The sequence below is a fragment of the Candidatus Nitrospira bockiana genome (assembly GCF_965152565.1).
Genome location: NZ_OZ224215.1, coordinates 747529 through 763166, shown reverse-complemented (window position 1 = coordinate 763166; position 15638 = coordinate 747529). Strand labels below are relative to the sequence as shown.

The 15638-nt window shown below is 64.8% G+C and carries 12 protein-coding genes; 4 read left to right on the top strand and 8 right to left on the bottom strand.

Features of this window, described 5'->3' with window-relative positions; genetic code table 11:
- Positions 1-212: 212 nt before the first annotated feature.
- The 3 genes from ACWHYV_RS03940 (at position 213) to ACWHYV_RS03930 (ending at position 2699) form a co-directional block, all read left to right on the top strand.
- Complete coding sequence (locus ACWHYV_RS03940) at positions 213-521, top strand: hypothetical protein (protein WP_447979353.1); 309 nt, start codon at positions 213-215, stop codon at positions 519-521.
- Between the two features lie 468 nt (positions 522-989).
- Complete coding sequence (locus ACWHYV_RS03935; RefSeq protein ID WP_447979352.1) at positions 990-1976, top strand: hypothetical protein; 987 nt, start codon at positions 990-992, stop codon at positions 1974-1976.
- Between the two features lie 60 nt (positions 1977-2036).
- Positions 2037-2699 carry a PRC-barrel domain-containing protein gene (locus tag ACWHYV_RS03930; RefSeq protein ID WP_447979351.1) on the top strand — a complete coding sequence of 221 codons (663 nt, stop codon included), beginning with the start codon at positions 2037-2039 and terminating at the stop codon, positions 2697-2699.
- 71 nt (positions 2700-2770) lie between these two features.
- Here ACWHYV_RS03930 and ACWHYV_RS03925 read toward each other — a convergent pair whose 3' ends face one another.
- The 5 genes from ACWHYV_RS03925 to ACWHYV_RS03905 all read right to left on the bottom strand — a co-directional run bounded on the left by ACWHYV_RS03925 (position 2771) and on the right by ACWHYV_RS03905 (position 7790).
- Positions 2771-3244, bottom strand: coding sequence for a DUF4282 domain-containing protein (locus tag ACWHYV_RS03925; RefSeq protein ID WP_447979350.1), 474 nt, complete (start codon positions 3242-3244; stop codon positions 2771-2773).
- Between the two features lie 265 nt (positions 3245-3509).
- The gene (locus ACWHYV_RS03920) at positions 3510-3947 is read right to left on the bottom strand and encodes a response regulator (RefSeq protein ID WP_447979349.1); all 438 of its coding nucleotides are present in this window, start codon (positions 3945-3947) and stop codon (positions 3510-3512) included.
- Between the two features lie 328 nt (positions 3948-4275).
- Positions 4276-4431, bottom strand: coding sequence for a hypothetical protein (locus tag ACWHYV_RS03915; RefSeq protein WP_447979348.1), 156 nt, complete (start codon positions 4429-4431; stop codon positions 4276-4278).
- A 125-nt stretch (positions 4432-4556) separates the two neighbouring features.
- Positions 4557-6380 (bottom strand): glutamine--fructose-6-phosphate transaminase (isomerizing), encoded by a 1824-nt coding sequence (glmS, locus tag ACWHYV_RS03910; protein WP_447979347.1) that lies wholly within the window; start codon positions 6378-6380, stop codon positions 4557-4559.
- 90 nt (positions 6381-6470) lie between these two features.
- A complete protein-coding gene (locus ACWHYV_RS03905; RefSeq protein WP_447979346.1) occupies positions 6471-7790 on the bottom strand; it encodes a nucleotide sugar dehydrogenase in 1320 nt (439 codons plus the stop codon).
- 373 nt (positions 7791-8163) lie between these two features.
- On the opposite strand from ACWHYV_RS03905, the gene ACWHYV_RS03900 reads away from it, so the two are divergent.
- Positions 8164-9333 carry a BACON domain-containing protein gene (locus tag ACWHYV_RS03900; RefSeq protein ID WP_447979345.1) on the top strand — a complete coding sequence of 390 codons (1170 nt, stop codon included), beginning with the start codon at positions 8164-8166 and terminating at the stop codon, positions 9331-9333.
- A gap of 94 nt (positions 9334-9427) precedes the next feature.
- Here the strand turns inward: ACWHYV_RS03900 and ACWHYV_RS03895 are convergent, their stop codons facing one another.
- The 3 genes from ACWHYV_RS03895 to ACWHYV_RS03885 all read right to left on the bottom strand — a co-directional run bounded on the left by ACWHYV_RS03895 (position 9428) and on the right by ACWHYV_RS03885 (position 15518).
- Entirely contained in the window at positions 9428-11710 is a 2283-nt protein-coding gene (locus ACWHYV_RS03895; protein ID WP_447979344.1) for a GumC family protein, read from the bottom strand.
- Positions 11711-11793: 83 nt separating this feature from the next.
- Positions 11794-14364: a polysaccharide biosynthesis protein gene (locus ACWHYV_RS03890; RefSeq protein WP_447979343.1), complete on the bottom strand. Its 2571-nt coding sequence runs from the start codon at positions 14362-14364 to the stop codon at positions 11794-11796.
- Positions 14361-15518, bottom strand: a complete 1158-nt coding sequence (locus tag ACWHYV_RS03885; RefSeq protein ID WP_447979342.1) for a DegT/DnrJ/EryC1/StrS family aminotransferase — start codon at positions 15516-15518, stop codon at positions 14361-14363. The genes ACWHYV_RS03890 and ACWHYV_RS03885 overlap by 4 nt, the downstream gene beginning before the upstream one ends.
- Positions 15519-15638: the final 120 nt, after the last annotated feature.

Below are 15638 nucleotides of genomic sequence, written 5' to 3'. Positions count from 1 at the left end.
CTCCGCTTGAATCGGACCAGGACTAGGAAGGAGGTTGGGGTCGCTCCAGGGTGAACCGCGCGTGGGTCGCTATGGTGAGGCGCTATGATAGCGCAAGAGCTCAGCGTGAGCAACCGCTTGCCTGATCGAGCGCCGTGATGCATGATTGCGATGGGACGCGCCCGAGCCGTCGGGTGCGGCTCCGTCCAGATCTCTCGACCTCAGAAGTCTTCATGGTCTTCCTCACACCCAACGCCCACGCACGGCTCCGACAACTGCTCGAGGAACACCCCGAAGAGCACGTGGTGCGGATTGAGGTCCATGAGGTGGACGAGCGCCGCCTGGGTCTGAACATCACGCTGGAAGAGGCGCCTCAGCCGGAGGATCATGTGGAAGATCTCAACGGACTGACATTGGCGGTCGCCGGTCCGAGTCTCGACCGCCTGGACGGGGCCACGCTCGATTACAACGACGTGGACGGGTTCCGCCTCCAACACCCCACGCCTCCCGCCAAGGAACTGCGGGTCATCTCACTGAATTGACGGGTCCCGCGCCAGGCAGGGGACATCGCATCCCCTCCCCTCGCCTCACTTCCTCGAACCGCCTTCGACTGGTTGCCGGACGATTCCCACACGAGCTCAGCCGCGTGACGAGCATCGGGTTCCCTGCCTCTGATCCGGGGTCGCCATCCTGTCCACGCGCCCTTCTCGTCTCCGCCTGATGGCTGGCGCTCGTCCGTCGGGGGTTGCTGCTCGGCAGTCGCCGTCTCGTCCCTTGAGTGAACGCTCAGCGATTGCTCATCTCGACTTCACACAAACTTCATCCGAGGGTTTTTAGAATCTGGGTGAAACAGGGCGGTTCGCGGGGCTGCTCCGCGGGCTGCCGGGTCATGAAATGGTGGAGACGAAGAGAGAGGACGAGCGGCCATCGGATGGGAGTCCGGGCCGCTCGCCGGTGGAGGAGGGAACATGGCACATTCGACGAGGACGACAAGGAGGACAGTAAAAGGGATGATCATGACCGTGGCCGCCTTGTGGCTGATCGCCCCGGCCGGCGGCGGGTCCAGCCTCTCGGCGGCGCCGTGGCTGGCTCCGGCGGCGCAAGAACGGCTCGCGGCCGACTGGGTCAAGGAGATCGCAGCTCAGTTTCGCACGGAGCGGGTGCGCGAGGTGTTCATGAACGCGCCCTTTGGCTCGCCCCAGTCCTCCATGCTGGGGCTCTTGAACGACGCCGCGGTGGCGCTGAAGGAAGGCGAAATCGATTACGCCCGCGATCTGATCCACCACGCGGTCGGCTTGCTGGACGACGGCGTCGAGCACGGATGGTACTCGCGCCGGGACATCGAACCGATCAAGGGGATGATCCTGAGCCGAGCGATGGAGGGCATCCAGCAGGCGCGGAAGAGCAAGGGGGTCACGAACCAGCCGGTTCGCCAGCGCGAGCGAAGCGGGCCGACGGCGGCTCGCTCGGACAAAGACTTTGATGAGCCGCTGTTCGGCGGCCCGGACGACTATGACCTCTATGGAGAAGAGGGACGGCGCTGGACGGGGTACACCCGTGGGCGGCTCGGCTTGACTGAGCAGTTGGAGGAACGTCGGGGCGCGCGGGAAAAGGATCGTACCTCGGCTCGAGACGCCCGGCGTGCACGGGGCGGGACGTCGGCGCGGTCCGAGAGGGCGGCGTCTCGATCCTCGGCCGACTTCGAGCGAGCCCGCCGCGACGATCCGCGCGATCTCGACTGGGATCGCCTGGGGCCGCGGAGCCGGGATCGTGTCGAGGAGCGCGAGGCAGGCGACCGGGAACGGATCCGCCGCACCGACGCCATGCGGCCCAAGCCGAGCGCCCGAGACCGGCGGACGGACGTCTACGATGAAGACCGCTGGACGCCCGAGGAACGCGAACGCCGATCCCGGACGAGCCAACGCATGAGCCGTGAAGACGTGTGGCCGGACGAGGGCGCCGAACGCGACCGGCGCCATCGTCGGGCGGACGAATAGACGACCGCGTAATAGGAACCCTCATCGACTCGACCTGGTCGAGCGGAACAGGAGGAGCAGATGACACCACGTGCGATCATCAGTCTGACAGTCGGCGCCCTGTTGCTGGCAGGCCTCCAGCCCGCCTGGGCGGACCGGGACGACCGCGCCGGCAGCGCCGTCTATCGCGCGAGCAACCTCATCGGCAAGGACGTCAAGAATGCACAGGGCGAAGACCTTGGAGAGATCAAGGACATCGTGCTGGACCCGTACTATGGGAAGGTGGCCTATGCCGTGCTGTCGTTCGGGGGCTTCCTCGGGCTGGGCGACAAATACTTCGCCATTCCCTGGCGGGCGCTCGAGCCGGCGAAAGACGGCGATCACCTTCTGCTGAACGTGGACAAGGCTCGCCTGAAGACCGCGCCGGGATTCGACAAAGACCAGTGGCCGGACATGGCGAATCGCGAGTGGGCGAGGCAGGTGCACCAATTCTATGACCAACCGCCGTATTGGGAGGGCCGGCCGGCCCGGGGCATCGCCGTCAAGGGGCAACAGGCCACGATCCAAGGGGAAGTGCTCAACATCAAGGATGAGCTCTACGTGATCAAGGACGCCTCGGGACGGGAAGTCCGGATGCACGTCGATCAGGACACGAAGATCGAGGGCCAGATCAAGCCCGGCGACAAGATCCAGGCGGAGATCACGCAAGCCAGCCACGCTCAGTCGATCAAGAAGGCTCAGTGAGGCGACGGACGGGGGCCTCCCCTGGCTCCCGTCCCCCGCTGGCCCGCGCTCGATGTCCCGTGACCGCCCGTTCAGCCCCTCCGCTTGAGCCGCCGGTGGATGGCGAGGAGCGCGGCATGGAGGCTGAAGAGAATCATGACCAGCTCGCAGAGCACACGCCAAAGCACATTGCCAAGCAGGAAGACGAGCACGGCCCCGACGATCGGTTTGACGGTCGGCGGGATCGGGACATTGGCTGGAATGCGCAGCTCGGGCAGCAGCTGGCTCGGGGGGATCAGGGCGATGGCGACGCTCGCGGCCGTGAGACCCAGGACCCCCAGGAGATAGACGACCCTGATGACCGCTGGCGTGACGAAGACGCGGAACGAGAAGAACCCCTGCTCAGGGATGGGAGCGTCCTGTTCCAACGTCCAGATAGGCTGCTCTTGCACCGGCATGAACTGATGGCCGCAGCCGCACTTGAGGGTCCTCGCCGGATGCTCGCTCCCACACTTCGGGCACGTCAGCTCGGTCCTCGGGACGCCTGATTCGGCACGCGACGCCATCCGGTCTCCTTGATCCAGGCAGCAAGATAGACCGGCTCCTTGCATAAGGATATCGGGCGGGTCCCTACACGATGTTTGCTACTGCCAGGAGTGGGGATGAGGCGGCCGACCTGGAGAACCCGGGCGGTGCGCAAGTCGGGTGACGGCGGGGCAGCGGTAAAGCGGGAGGCAGGCGGGAAGACGCGAGGACGACGCTCGGGCGGACCGACGGGTGCGGTGGATCGTTCACGATCCGTGCACAGGAGACCGAGGACCTGGGCGCAGATCACAGCCCCTGCGTCAAGATGGTGGAAGCCAAGGCCTCCCAATCGACCGGCTTGCGCAGCCAGAGATACCCGCTCGTCGCGGCTTCCTGTTTCGTCTGTTCGCTCGGATCACCGAGGAAGATGATGTGCGGCCTCGCCGGCAGCGGTCGCGCCGCCTCGATGACGGTCATGGCATCCCAGCCGGGAAGCGTCGGCGACGCGACGATCACATCGTAGCGGCCGCTTCGAATCGCCGAGAGCGCCAGCTCGCCGTCACGCACCGTATCGATCTCCAGACCGCGGCCCCGCTCGGTCAGCTCTCGCCAGGCGGTATGCAGGAAAGCCTCATCGCTATCGATGAGCAGAAGACGCAGGGGACTCACCGGTGTTCGGCCGACGGTGTCGATGCCCGGATCCGAGCATCGAGCGGAGTGGTCTCGGGCGTGTTCTACGAGCATCGAACGGCGGGCGATTCCGTGCGATCAGCCGCCGAGGCGCTAGCCTGCATTATTCATGACGGTTCGTGACGAAACCGCCAAGACGCCAGGCGAGACGGGCGCGCGGAGCCCCGAGCGGCCGAGGCGTACTTGAAACGGTACGGTGAGGCCGAGCGGGGCGAGCCCGCCCGCTTGGGTGCGTGACACCCGCACCCAAGCTTATCGCAGCGGCGTATCGGCGGTTGCAGTAGAAGCGCTCATGGATAATGCGGGCTGGGAACGAGCCGGCGGTCGAGGCCACGGCCCCGGAAGGAGGAGAGACGACGAAGAAGGGACCCGGCCGGGGTCGTCAGCCCTGCCGGCCGCTCGATTTCTGTCCCTGCTCATAGGCTCGGCGGAGGGCTTCCGCGATGGCCTGCTGGAGGCGCAACAGGTCGGCCGACGACTCATCGGCGACGAATGAATCCACGATGGCTTCCGCTTCCTTCTCAGCCCAATCGGTCATGATGGGAGCCTTGCTCCAATCGTTCGAGGGTGAATAACTACGACCGAGTCTAGCAGTAACGGGCGGGAGGACTCAAGCGGTGGGAACAGGCGGGAGAGAAGCTCCGGGTGAGAAGCGCGGCGGCGTCACTCGACGGTGACGCTCTTCGCCAAGTTGCGGGGCTGGTCGACGTCGGCCCCTCGCAACACGGCCACATGATAGGCTAGCAACTGCAGGGCAACGGTATAGAGGACGGGCGTCAGCAAGGGCGGGACCTTCGAAATCGTGAACAGGCCGTCGACGGCCTTGCCGAGGTCCCGTTCACCTTCCTCGACGAAGGCGAACACGGGTGCGTGCCGGGCTTTGGCCTCCATCAGGTTGCTCATCGTTTTTTCATAGAGTCGGTCCCGTGGGGCGAGGACCACGACCGGGGTGTCTTTGTCGAGGAGCGCAATGGGGCCGTGTTTCATTTCACCCGCCGGGTATCCTTCCGCGTGGATGTACGAGATCTCCTTGAGCTTGAGCGCCCCTTCCAGGGCGACCGGATAATTGATCCCGCGGCCGAGATACAGGACGTTGCGCTTGCTGCGGAGGCGCGTGGCCATCGCGACGAGCTCGGCTTCTCGCTTCAAGATGTGCTCCACCCCGGCCGGCAGCGCGCTCAGGCGCTCTCGCCACAGGCCGTCCTCCGCTTCGGTCACGGCCCCCCGGAGCCGCCCGAGCTGCAACGCCAACGCGTACAGCGCCACGAGCTGGCCCGTGAACGCTTTCGTGGAGGCGACGCCGATCTCGGGGCCGCAGCGGGTATAGAAGACCCCGTCCGACCCGCGGGCGAGGGTGCTGCCGACCACGTTCACGATCGCGACCGCCCGCGCCCCTTTGGCCTTCGCCTCCTGCGCCGCCGCCAACGTATCGGCCGTCTCCCCCGACTGCGAGATCGCGACGAACATCTCATCCTTCCCGATCAAGGGATCCCGGTAGCGGAACTCCGACGCAATGTCGACCTCCGCCGGCATCCGCGCGATCTCCTCCAGCAGGTACTTGCCGAGCAGCGCGGCATGCCACGACGTGCCGCAGCCGACCAGCCAGATCCTCCGCGTCGCGATCGCCTGCTCACGGGTGACCCGGAGCGCGGGCGAAACCGTCTCCCCGGACTCGAGCCACTGTCCCCGCAGGGTGTCCCGTATGGTCTGCGGTTGCTCGTGGATCTCCTTGAGCATGAAATGCGGATAGCCGCTTTTTTCGGCGGCCGAGAGATCCCAGGTGATCCGTGCCGACGTCCGTGCCGCGGGGGCTCCGCTGTTCCTGATCTCCACGTCGCCCGCGGTGACCGTCGCCACGTCGCCGTCTTCGAGGTACAGGACGTCCGTGGTATGCGGCAGCATCGCCGTGACGTCCGACGCGACGAAGCTCGCCCGGCTCCCTCGGCCCACCATCAGCGGGCAGCCCGAGCGCGCCGCCACGAGCGCACCCGGATCCCGCTCGCCGATGACGGCAAGCGCATAGCTGCCCCGGAGCTGCGACGTCGCCCTCTCCACGGCCGCCGCAAGCGGCATGCGCTGTTCGTAGTAGCGGGCGACCAGGTGGGCCACCACTTCGGTGTCGGTCTCCGACTCGAACCGGCACCCTTCCGTCTGAAGTTGCTGCTTCAACGCGGCATAGTTTTCGATGATTCCGTTGTGCACGAGGACACAGCCGCCGGCCCGATGCGGATGCGCGTTCAATTCCGTGGGTTTTCCATGCGTCGCCCAACGGGTGTGCCCGATGCCGATCCGGCCCTCGAGCGTCTCACCGCTCAAGAGGCGCTCCAGATTCTGGAGCTTGCCGGCGCTCCGGCGGACCTGGATGACCCCGTCGTGCAAGACGGCGACGCCCGCGGAGTCGTACCCTCGATACTCCAGCCGCTTCAACGCATCCGTCAGGATCGGGACCGCCTGCTGCTCGCCGACATACCCGACGATTCCACACATGGCTCACCTCGTCCGTCGCCTTCCCGCTCCCAGACCGTCCCGAGCCCATGCTGACCCGCGGGGTCGGGCACGGCCAGCGGATCGGCTTCCTCAGAGCAAAAATACGTTGGACTTCGCGCCGGCGGCGTGGCGGGTGGCGTTGCGCGTATCGAAGACCGCCCGCGCATGACGGATCACGAATTCGTAGTCGAAGGCCGAGTGCCCGGTCAGGACCAGGACCAGGTCGCTGCGCTCGAGCGAGGCCTGTTCCAGACGGGTCGCCTCGTACGCCCGCCCGTCCAGCGACAGGGACGGCACGAAGGGGTCGACATAGGACAGGTCCGCGCCCTCCCGCTGGAGCAACTCCATGACCTTGACCGCCGGCGTTTCCCGCGCATCACCGACGTCCGCCTTGTACGTCACGCCCAGGACCAGGATCTTCGCGCCGTTCAGGCACCGCCCGGCCCGGTTCAGGAGCCGTTGGGCCTTCGCGACCACGTAGTAGGGCATGCTCTCGTTGATTTCTCCGGCCAGCTCGATGAAGCGGGTGTGGACGTCGTACTCCTTCGATTTCCACGCGAGGTAGTAGGGGTCCAGCGGTATGCAATGGCCGCCGACTCCGGGACCGGGATAAAAGGACATGAAGCCGAAGTTCTTGGTCGCGGCGGCGTCGATGACCTCGTAGACGTTGGCCCCCATGCGGTCGCACAGCATGGCCAGCTCGTTCACGAGCGCGATGTTCACCGAGCGGAAGACGTTTTCGAAGACCTTGGCCATCTCGGCCACCCGGGCGGACGAAACGGGGAAGATCTTGACGATCGACTGCTCGTAGAAGTGTTGGGCGACCCGCAGGCAGGCGGGCGTCACGCCGCCGACGAGCTTGAACGTGTTGGCGGTTTTGAACGCCCGATTCCCGGGATCCACGCGCTCGGGGGAGAAGGCGACGAAGATCGTGTCGCCCGCCTTGTAGCCTCTCGCCTGGAGGAGGGGCAGGATCACTTCCTCGGTCGTGCCGGGGTACGTCGTACTCTCGAGCACGATGAGCATATCGCGGTGGACCGCCTTGGCCAGCTCGTTCGTGACCTTGAGGATCGCGCTGATGTCCGGCTCCCGATTCTTGGTCAGCGGCGTGGGCACGCAGATCAACACCACGTCGCACAGCCGCAACACGCGGTAGTCGGCCGTGGCGACGAGCCGTGCCGAGCGGACCGCCTCCCGGAGATCGTCCGGATCGACGTCGGCAATGTAGCTCTCCCCGTCGTTGACCCGGCGCACCTTGGCCTCGACCTCGTCGATGCCAAAGACCGTGAATCCGGTCTTCGCCTGGAGCACCGCGAGCGGTAATCCCACATACCCGAGTCCGATGACGCCGATCACGGCGGACCGGTTGGTGATCTTGTCCATCAACGTCACATCGATCGGTGTCTTCATGCTCCGCCCCCTTCTCCTGGATGGTGGCTCTAACCCTGTCCGTTCGATCCGACCGACTGCCTTCGTGTGTCGCCGTCGCTCGGGACATCCCGACGCGGCGACGGTCGTCGGTCGCCCAGGTGCCCGCGACGCCAGTTTCCCGCACGGTGTCACCGGCGGTCACCCGGCCCGATGCGCGGTCCGGCCATTCGCCTCGCTCGAGGCCGCCCCGCCGTCCTGTCCGGAAATTGCTCATTCCGTACAATTGTGTTCGCCTCGAGTGGTCCAAACGGTGAAAAGATCGATTGGCACACAGCCTGCTCGTAACGGTCGGACAGTGCGTGCGGCGGTGAGCAACAGACCGCACGACCTCTTGAACCACTGGAGGAGCATCATGATCTCGTCGTCATCGATCGCATCATGCAGACCCGCATCCATCCTCATCGCCGTCATCGCCCTGTGCCCGTTCTCTGCGGGAACGCCGACCCTCGCCCAAGGACCGACAGGCATCGAGCGGGCGGCCATGCGGTGGCTTTCGAGCCCGGACCGCCCCATGGCGCCGATCCTCACGAAAGGCGGCTTCATCAAGAAGAAGCGGCGCCCGGTCGAACAGTCGGACCCGACGACGGACACCAGCACGACGACCCCGTCAGAGCCGGCACCGGTGAGCAGTCCTGATACGACGACCAGCCCATCGGAACCGGCGCCCGTCAGCAGCACCAGCGTGGCCAGCCTGACCTTCGTCGGGATGGAGGGAGGATCGAACCCGGCCGATCAGACCTTGACGATCACGAACACCGGTGGAGGCACGTTGAGCTGGACGATCAGCGACGACGGAGACTGGGTGAGCGTCAGCCCGACATCGGGAACGACCACGACCGAGTCGGACCTCGTCACCGTCAGCGTCAACATGTTCGGATTGGCCAGCGGCACCTACACCGCGGTCCTGACGCTGTCGAGCGGCAGCGTGCTGGCCCGCCTTCCCGTCAGTTTGGAAGTGTTACCGGCGGCGCCCACTGTGAGCCAAAGCCCCGCGAGCCTGACGTTCGTCGGCGTGGCCGGTGGAGCCAATCCGACCGCACAACAGATCACGCTCACCAACAAAGGGCACGGTACGTTGAACTGGTCGGTCAGCAAGAACGCTTCCTGGCTATCCGTGACCCCTACGGCGGGAACGACCACCACCGAAACCGACACGATTACGGTGAGCGTGAATGCGACGGGTCTCGCCGCCAACACCTACACGGCGCTGCTGACGGTTACCGATCCCTCCGCTTCCAATAGCCCTCAGGAGATCCCGGTGACGCTCGCGCTCACGGCGCCGCAGTCCGGCACGGCTGAATTGACCTGGAACGCGAATACCGCCAGCGACCTGGCCGGCTACCGCGTCTATATGGGTACGGCTCCGGGGACGTACGGCAGCCCGACGGATGTGGGCAACGTGACGAGCCATAAAGTCGTGGGGCTGTTGCCCGGCACGACCTTCTATTTTGCCGTCACGGCCTATGACAAATCCGGGAACGAAAGCAGCTACTCGAACGAGGTGAGCAAGAGCATTCCCTGAGGAGCCCGTGATGAGAAGCGGGCCGCCGGACGACCTGCGGCCCCTTCCCTCGCATACCCCTTTACCCCATACCCCTTTGTCTCTACTCCAAGCCCTACACCTTCGACACCTCTTGATAATCGTACATGTAGTGGGGCAGCTTCCCGACCGCGTTGAGCACGACGTGGACCGGTATCTGCGCGCGCAGCGTGCTGAGCGCGCGCCGCACGAACTGTTGCGGAGTGGAGCCGGCCCGGACGACGAGGAGCAAGGCATCCGAGTGGCCGGCCAGGACGTTCATGTCGGCGAGCGGCAGAATGGGGGGGGTATTGATCAGAATGTAGTCGAACTGATCCCGCAGGCCGTGAAGGACCGCGGCGAGCCTCTCGGTCTTGAGTAACTGATTGGAGCGAACGACGGCGCGGCCGACCGGCATAATCCAACAGGGCACCTCTCCGAACCCTGTCATGCAGGCCTCCGCCGGGATTTCGCCGCCCAGGCAGTCCGCCAACCCATAGTCCGGTACGGTCATCGCATAGTGATGCAAGACCGGAAACTTGAAGTCGCAATCCACGAGGAGGGTCCGCTTCCCCAGGTCTCGGGCCATGGTGTATCCAAGGTTTACCACCGTCGTGGTCTTCCCCTCTCCCTTGACGGCGCTGGTGACGGCGATGATGCTGCAGGCGTCCTCCGTCCGGGCCAACGCCAGCCGCGTGGCCGCCACCCGGTACTGTTCGGCGATGATCGACCCGGGCTGCCACTTCACGATGAAGTTCAATTCCGGCGATCGCTTGCCCCGCTGCCACATGCCCCGCCGCCACCGACGCGTTCCCTCGCCGCTGCGAGTCGGCCCGGCGGGGACCGGCAGCACCGAGGGGTTCGGGAGAAGCCGCTGCCACGTCGCCCGAAAGACCAGGGCGAAGTTCGGGATGACCGCAAGCAGGTGCGGCCCCAAGAGGTACTCGATGTCCTCGGGTCGCCGGAACTGCGGATTCAACTGCTCTTGCATGACCGCGATGCCGCCCCCCAGCCCGCAGCCCAGGATGAATCCCAGCGCAAGAATCAGGGTCCGGTTGGGCTTGTCGGGCGCGAGCGGGTAGTTGGCCGGATCGATGATCCGGAATTGGCGCCCCTGCTGCCGCTTCTCCAGGTTTTCGGCCACGCGCGCGTTGATCCGCTTGTCGAGCAGGGACCGATAGCTTTTCTTCATGTTGTCATAGTCGCGTTCGAGAATGAGCAGTTGCTGTTCCACGGCCGGTGCCCGTTCGACCCGTCTGACATAGTCCTTTTTCTCGGCGAGCAGCAGGCGCTGCCGCTGTTTCAGCACGGCCAGTTCACTGTTGACCTCCCCCTCCTGTTTCTTGAGCCCCTGCAGATAGGGATCGAGCTGCTTCTCGCCTCCCGTGATCGCTTCGGGGCCGTAAAGGGTGATGAGTTCGCTCTCCACCTGACGCAGTTCCTCCCGGGTCAACGCCATGTCTGGATAGGCCTCGGTGAATTGGGCGGACAGCTCCACGAGCTTCTTTCTCAGCTCGCCGAGCCTCCGAAACAAGGGATCGGGCTCGTGCCCGGTCGGCGCCAGCGTCGGGTTGGTCAATCCAAATCGCTCATATTCCTGCATCGACTTCTCGATCAAAGCTCGGCGATCCGACAGGCGCTGGATACTCTCGGTCACGGTGTTCAGGTCCACCTGCAGTCGATCGAGGGCCCGAAGGTTGGCTTCCATTTGTTGGGGCAGCTCGCCGATGTACGCCGACTTGAACCGGCTGATCTCGTCCTCCTTTTTTTCGAGCTCGCTTTTCACGATCGTGACTTCCTCATCGAGGAACTCTCCGGCCCCTTCAGCCATCTGCTCTCTGGCCTTGAGATTTTCCTCCACGAACTTCGACGCGATCGTCGAGGTCACCGTCATCGCCGTCTCCGGGTCCCCGTGGGAAAACGAGACGGTAAAAGCATCCACGCCGGGACGGCCGATCACGTTGTTGCGCGGCATCTTGGCGGCCATTTCGACTCTGATGGAGTTGCTGAGCTTGATGAGCGCCGCCTCGATCCCGTACTCGGCCACTTCTTCCGGATAGAGGTTGAACTCCTTCACGATCTCGGTCAGCAGCGTGCGGTTCTTGATCTCGCGCTCCATCACGAAGAGATGCTGCTCGAGATTGCCCTCCACGACGACGCCCTGCACGTAGTTCTCCGGGATCTTCGGCTCTTCGACCAAAATGAGCGTTTCGGATCGGTACGACTTCGGCGCGACCGAGTAGGCGAGGACCGAGGCAGCCAGTGACGCCAGGATACATCCGAGGATCACGCCTTTTCGCCTCAGCGCGATATTCCAGTACTCTTGGAGTAAGGCTGTGCCCGAGGGTGGGCTCTGTGCCTCGTATTCAGCGATTCTCATGGTCGCTCCGCTCACGAGTCTGTGGATTCTTTCGGGCGCCCTGCTCCTCGGTACCCGGCGTGGCCGCGGAAGAGCACGACGATTCAGGTCAAGGCTTTCTTCGGTTCGAACATCACGCCGTTGAAAAGCGGAGCATCGGCGGGAACCTCGAACGGCACCGCCGGCTCGGGCGACCGAAACGTGGGCACGAGCTCGTGCAAGCGCTCGACCGCCCAGGCGGGATTGTTCAGATGCGCCGCCTGCTCGACGGCGATCATTTTCTCCTCGAGCACGGCCGCCGGGAGGGGCGCCATCGTCCTGATCCGCAGGATCTTCTCGATCGATGACGGCTCGGCCGACTCCTCCTCCCCCACCAACTCCTCGGAGAGTTTTTCTCCCGGCCGAAGGCCGACGAACACGATCGGAATCTCCTGGCCGGGGACGAACCCCGACAGCCGGATGGCGCTGCGGGCGAGATCCAATACGTTGATTTGCTCCCCCATATCGAGGACGTAGATCGCCCCTTGCTCGCCGAGCGAGGCGGCTTGGAGGACGAGATACACGGCTTCCGGGATCAGCATGAAATACCTGCGGACGCCGGGGTGCGTCACCGTGACCGGCCCGCCCGCCTGGATCTGCTCTTGGAAGCGCAAGAGCACGCTGCCGTTGCTGCCCAGGACGTTCCCGAAGCGGACGGTCAGAAAGCGCGTCCGGCTGCGGTGCGCCATGCCCTGGATGATGAGCTCGGCGACCCGCTTGGTCGCGCCCATGACGCTGGAGGGGTTCACCGCTTTATCGGTCGAGATCAGGACGAACCGCTCGACGCCGTAGTGGTCCGCCGCCTCGGCGGCGATGCGGGTCCCGATGCAATTGTTCTTCAAGGCCTCCGCCGGGTTCTGCTCCACGAGGGGCACGTGTTTGTGCGCGGCGGCATGAAAGATGAGGCTCGGACGATACTTGTCGAGGACCGAGGAGAGGCGGCGTGCGTCGGTGACGTCGCCGATGACGGGGTGGATCAGAGAGGAGAAACCTTGGTCGTCCAGTTCCTTGCCGACCGTATACAGGCTGTTCTCGTGGCGCTCGTACAGGATGAGCGCCTCGGGTTTCAACGCCGCCACCTGGCGCGACAACTCGGAGCCGATCGAGCCGCCGGCACCGGTGATCAGGACCCGGCGGCCCGTCACCATCCCCCGCACGGCTTCCGGGTTTCCGTCTACAGCGCCGCGCGGAAGCAGATCCTTGAGTGCGAGCGAGCGGATCTGGCTGACCGCCGTCTTGCCCGCGAGGTCCTTCGGCGTCGGGACCGTGGTGATGCACGCCTTGTACGGCTCGAGCTGCCCGATGATCTCCCGGATGAGCGCCGGCTTGGCGTTCGGGAGGGCCAAGACGATCTCTTCGGGCTTCTCCTGCTCGACGATCCTCGGCAGCTCCTTCCGCGTCCCGAGGACTTTGACCCCATGGATCCGTTGCCGGAGCAGGGCCGCCTCGTCGTCGATGAACCCCACCGGCTGGTACCGGTAGGAGGCATGCGTCTTCATCTCTCGTACGACCCGTTCGCCCGAATCGCCCGCTCCGATGATCAGCACTTTCTTCTTCTTCCGATAGATCACCTTCTCGCGGAGCAGCCGGCTGGGCAACCGGACGCCCGTGATGAACCCGATGAGCAGCATGCTGTCGATGATGAAGATCGAGCGCGGATAGTCGGTCACGCCCATCGCCACGTGCACCGCGTAGTAGAAGGCGACGGTGCTCGTAAGGACTCCGCCGACGATGCGCTGCAGGTCCCAGATGCTCGTATAGCGCCAGAGCCCCTCGTTGAGCCGGAAGACGAAGAAGGCCAGCCCACGGATGACGACCAGCCAGGGCAGCATCTGAAGGAAGAGCCGCTTCTCGGTCGCCGGAATCAGACCGTCGAACCGGAGCCAGAACGCGAGATAATTGGCGAGGGCGATCAACGCAATGTCCAGGATCACGATGAGCGGTCGTCGCCACCGCAGCACGAGCGCCGTCAGGCGCCCGCCCACGCTGTGCGAGGGCGTGTGGAAGCTCGGCTGGAACTCGGGCAGTTCGCAGACGACTACCGGGATGCCGGCGAGGCGCAGCACGGTCTGGGCCACGATGGCGAGATCGAAATGAAACGACTGGTGCGCGAGGTACAGCTTCGCCAGGCGAATCTTCTCGGGCAGGATCGTCTCCCGATAGTCTCGCTCGGCGTTGGCCGCCCGCTCGAGCACCGCCGCCTCGTCGATGAATTGCAGCGAGGCCAAATCGGTCAGCCCGGGACGGACCGACAAGATTTCGGCGAAATCGTTCCGGAACAGGTCGACGTACCGTTGGACTTCCGGGCGAGGGCCGACCACGCTCATGTCGCCTTTCACGATGTTGAGCAACTGCGGAAGCTCATCGAGCTTGTATCGGCGCAAGAGGCGACCGACCCGCGTGATCCGTTGGTCTTCACCGACCGTCAACGGACCACCGTGGGCTGCGGCATCCACGATCATGGTCCGGAACTTGTAGATGTAGAAGGGCTTCAAGCCCCGTCCGACGCGCAACTGGCGGAACAGGACCGGGCCGGGAGAGTCGAGCTTGATCAATACGGCGACCACCACGAACAGCGGCCAACAGACGAGCAGGCCGATGGCCGCAGACACGACGTCGAATGTACGCTTCGTCATAGCCGGTAATCCCCTATGAGTTGCCGAACCACCGAGACGACGCGATCGACGTCGTGCTCGGTCATTCGGGGGTAGATCGGAAGCGAGATGATCCGTTCGAACACCCGCGTCGCGACGGGGCAATCGGTCGGACGGTAGCCCCAGGCGATTCGATAGTAAGAATGCAGGTGCAGGGGGATGAAGTGGACGCTACAGCCGATGCCTTCCTGCTTGAGCCGGTCGATGAAGGCATCCCGTCCGATGCGCAGGCGATCGAGCTCGAGCTGGATGACATAGAGATGCCAGGCGTGCTGGACGTCGTCGTCCGTCTGCGGGAGACGGACTTCCGGAAGATCCGAGAGGCCTTCTCGATATATCGCCGCGTACCGCTCGCGCGCCTTCCAAAACGCCTCGCACTTCCGCAGTTGCGGCACGCCGACGGCAGCGGCAAGGTCGGTCAGGTTGTATTTGAACCCGGCGTGCAGGATGTCGTAGGCCCAGGCACCCTGGGCGGTATACCGGTTCCAGGCGTCCCGGCTGAGCCCGTGCAGGCTCATCATTCGCATCCGCGCGGCCCAGCCCGGATTGTCGGTGGTGACCATCCCTCCTTCGCCCGTCGTCACGTTTTTGGTGGCATAGAAGGAGAAACAGGTGAGATCGCCGATCGTGCCGACCATTTTTCCCCGGAATCTCGCCGGCAGCGCATGTGCGGCGTCCTCGATCACCCAGAGGTTGTAGGCACGCGCGACGTCGAGAATGCGATCCATCGCGCACGGGTGACCGGCGAAATGGACGGGAATGATCGCCTTGGTGCGCGGGGTGACGGCCCGCTCGATGGCGTGGGGATCGAGCGTGAGAGTCCCAGGGACGACGTCGATCAGGACGGGCTTCGCCTTGAAGTACGTCACCACCTCCGCGGTCGCCGCGAACGTCATGGCGGGGACGAGGACTTCGTCGCCCTCCTGCAGCCCGACCGCATCGAGCGCTAGATGCAACGCCGCGGTGCACGAGTTCACCGCGACGGCGTGTCGAACCCCGATCATCGCCGCAAACGCGTCTTCGAACTCCTTCACCTTGGCCCCCGTCGTCAACCAGCCGGACTGGAGCGTGGCGAGGACGGATTCGACTTCTTCCGGGCCGATGTCCGGGACATGAAAAGGCAGAAACGTGGACATGGATGCCTCGCGAGTTAGGCGGGCGCCGTGAGCGACCATACGTGCCCGCTGTGCCGAGTCTGAGGACGATCGATGCTCAGGAAAGGCTCTGTGCCGATGAGATCGCCCAGCGCCGTGGAG

Bases quoted from the DNA above. Each gene is read 5' to 3' on its own strand.
- ACWHYV_RS03940 (WP_447979353.1), top strand. From the start codon at position 213: ATGGTCTTCCTCACACCCAACGCCCACGCACGGCTCCGACAACTGCTC.
- ACWHYV_RS03935 (WP_447979352.1), top strand. From the start codon at position 990: ATGATCATGACCGTGGCCGCCTTGTGGCTGATCGCCCCGGCCGGCGGC.
- ACWHYV_RS03930 (WP_447979351.1), top strand. From the start codon at position 2,037: ATGACACCACGTGCGATCATCAGTCTGACAGTCGGCGCCCTGTTGCTG.
- ACWHYV_RS03925 (WP_447979350.1), bottom strand. From the start codon at position 3,244: ATGGCGTCGCGTGCCGAATCAGGCGTCCCGAGGACCGAGCTGACGTGC.
- ACWHYV_RS03920 (WP_447979349.1), bottom strand. From the start codon at position 3,947: ATGCTCGTAGAACACGCCCGAGACCACTCCGCTCGATGCTCGGATCCG.
- ACWHYV_RS03915 (WP_447979348.1), bottom strand. From the start codon at position 4,431: ATGACCGATTGGGCTGAGAAGGAAGCGGAAGCCATCGTGGATTCATTC.
- glmS (WP_447979347.1), bottom strand. From the start codon at position 6,380: ATGTGTGGAATCGTCGGGTATGTCGGCGAGCAGCAGGCGGTCCCGATC.
- ACWHYV_RS03905 (WP_447979346.1), bottom strand. From the start codon at position 7,790: ATGAAGACACCGATCGATGTGACGTTGATGGACAAGATCACCAACCGG.
- ACWHYV_RS03900 (WP_447979345.1), top strand. From the start codon at position 8,164: ATGATCTCGTCGTCATCGATCGCATCATGCAGACCCGCATCCATCCTC.
- ACWHYV_RS03895 (WP_447979344.1), bottom strand. From the start codon at position 11,710: ATGAGAATCGCTGAATACGAGGCACAGAGCCCACCCTCGGGCACAGCC.
- ACWHYV_RS03890 (WP_447979343.1), bottom strand. From the start codon at position 14,364: ATGACGAAGCGTACATTCGACGTCGTGTCTGCGGCCATCGGCCTGCTC.
- ACWHYV_RS03885 (WP_447979342.1), bottom strand. From the start codon at position 15,518: ATGTCCACGTTTCTGCCTTTTCATGTCCCGGACATCGGCCCGGAAGAA.